The organism is Kitasatospora sp. NPDC056327, from assembly GCF_042261735.1.
GTDB lineage: Bacteria > Actinomycetota > Actinomycetes > Streptomycetales > Streptomycetaceae > Kitasatospora.
Genome location: NZ_JBHJRC010000539.1, coordinates 1 through 1,660 on the forward strand (window position 1 = coordinate 1; position 1,660 = coordinate 1,660).

General features: G+C 75.7%; 2 protein-coding genes. One reads left to right on the forward strand and one right to left on the reverse strand.

All coding sequences use genetic code 11. From position 1 onward, the window contains the following. Window positions 1-445 precede the first annotated feature (445 nt). Window positions 446-994 (reverse strand): MarR family winged helix-turn-helix transcriptional regulator, encoded by a 549-nt coding sequence (locus tag ACFCX4_RS36145; RefSeq protein ID WP_376151709.1) that lies wholly within the window; start codon window positions 992-994, stop codon window positions 446-448. Window positions 995-1,131: 137 nt separating this feature from the next. On the opposite strand from ACFCX4_RS36145, the gene ACFCX4_RS36150 reads away from it, so the two are divergent. Further along, window positions 1,132-1,542, forward strand: coding sequence for an organic hydroperoxide resistance protein (locus ACFCX4_RS36150; RefSeq protein ID WP_376151710.1), 411 nt, complete (start codon window positions 1,132-1,134; stop codon window positions 1,540-1,542). The last annotated feature ends 118 nt before the right edge of the window (window positions 1,543-1,660 follow it).

Here is a 1,660-nt window from a genome sequence, read left to right on the forward strand (position 1 = left end):
CCGTCCGGCCGTCCGGCCGTCCGGCCGTCCGGCGTCGAGCGGCCGCCGGGGCGCCCTGGGAGGCCAACCGACGCCGCACCCGCAACGCGTGCCCCTCGAAGTGCGGTGCGATCGCCTCGGGGCGCGGGACAGCTGCCGGCGCGCCGGTCCGGCAGGACGCCGTCGGCCGCACCACTTGCGGAGGCGGCGGACGCGTCGTCCCAGGACGGTGCGCAGCGTGCGCGGGCAGCGCGGGATCACGTTCACGGACGCCGGACCGCCCGGCCGCAGGACCCGGCGCGCCTCCCGCGACGCACGGCTGCGGTCGGTGGCGGTGGCCGGGTGGTGGCCGGGTGGTGGTCAGGTGGCGGAAGGGCCCCGGGCGGAGAGGGGAGCCGAACGAACCCGTCCGGGAACGCGCCCGGATCACGCCGGTTCGCGGCCGGACCACAGGCCCCGCCACCGCTCAGCCGGACGTCCGGTCCGCCGCGGTGAGCCCCGGCACGGCGGTGTCGAGAGCGAGGGTGACCCGGTCCAGCAGTCCCCTCAGGGCGGCGAGGTCCTCGACCGGCAGGCCGGTCGCGGCGAGGAGCCGGCGGGGCACCCGGCCGGCGCGGTCGCGCAGGGCGGAGCCCTCGTCGGTGAGGCCGACGGTGACCGAGCGCTCGTCCTCCGGGCTGCGCTCGCGGCGCACCAGGCCGGCCGCCTCCAGGCGCTTGAGCAGCGGGGAGAGGGTGCCCGAGTCCAGCCGGAGGTGAGCGCCGATCCGCTTGACCGGGAGGTCGCCGTGCTCCCACAGGACGAGCATCACCAGGTACTGGGGATAGGTCAGCCCGAGGTCCTTGAGCAGCACCCGGTAGACGCCCCCGAAGGCGCGGGCGGCGGCGTTCAGCGAGAAGCAGATCTGCCGGTCCAGCCGGAGCAGGTCCGCGTCGCCGGGCAGCCCGCCGCCGTCGGGCAGGTCCGGGACGGCCGGCGGGTTCGGGTCGTCGGGCAGGTCGGGGAGCGCGGTCATGGATCCATGGTAACGACGACACCATCCGCGCCATTGAGTTGTGCACAATTGAATCGCGTGCTCTACTTGTTTCCGACAGGTGGCCCACCCGGGCCACCGGACCGGGACTCCGCAGCACAGGACGAGAGGGAAGCGACATGGACGCGCTCTACACCGCAGCCGCCACCGCCAACGGCCGGGAGGGCCGCGCCGTCAGCTCCGACGGGCAGCTCGACCTCGCCCTGGCGATGCCGCCCGCGCTCGGCGGCAACGGGCAGGGCACCAACCCCGAGCAGCTGTTCGCGGCCGGCTACGCCGCCTGCTTCGCCAGTGCGCTCGGCCTGGTCGGCCGGCAGGCGAAGGTGGACACCGGCGACGTCTCGGTGACCGCCGAGGTGTCGATCGGCCAGGACGCCGAGGGCTTCGGCCTCGCCGTGGTGCTGCGGGTCGAGCTGCCCGAGGCGCTCGCCGGCGAGACCGGTGAGCTGCTGGTGAAGAAGGCGCACGAGGTGTGCCCGTACTCCCGCGCCACCCGGGGCAACATCCCGGTCGAGCTCGTCGTCGAGTAACCCCCGCACGACCAACCCCCGCACGAGCAGTCGCCGCGCGGCCGACCGGCCGGCCGGCCGGACACGTGGACGGACCGTCGGACCGTCGACGGATCGACGGCCTCGGAGGGCCCCGCCG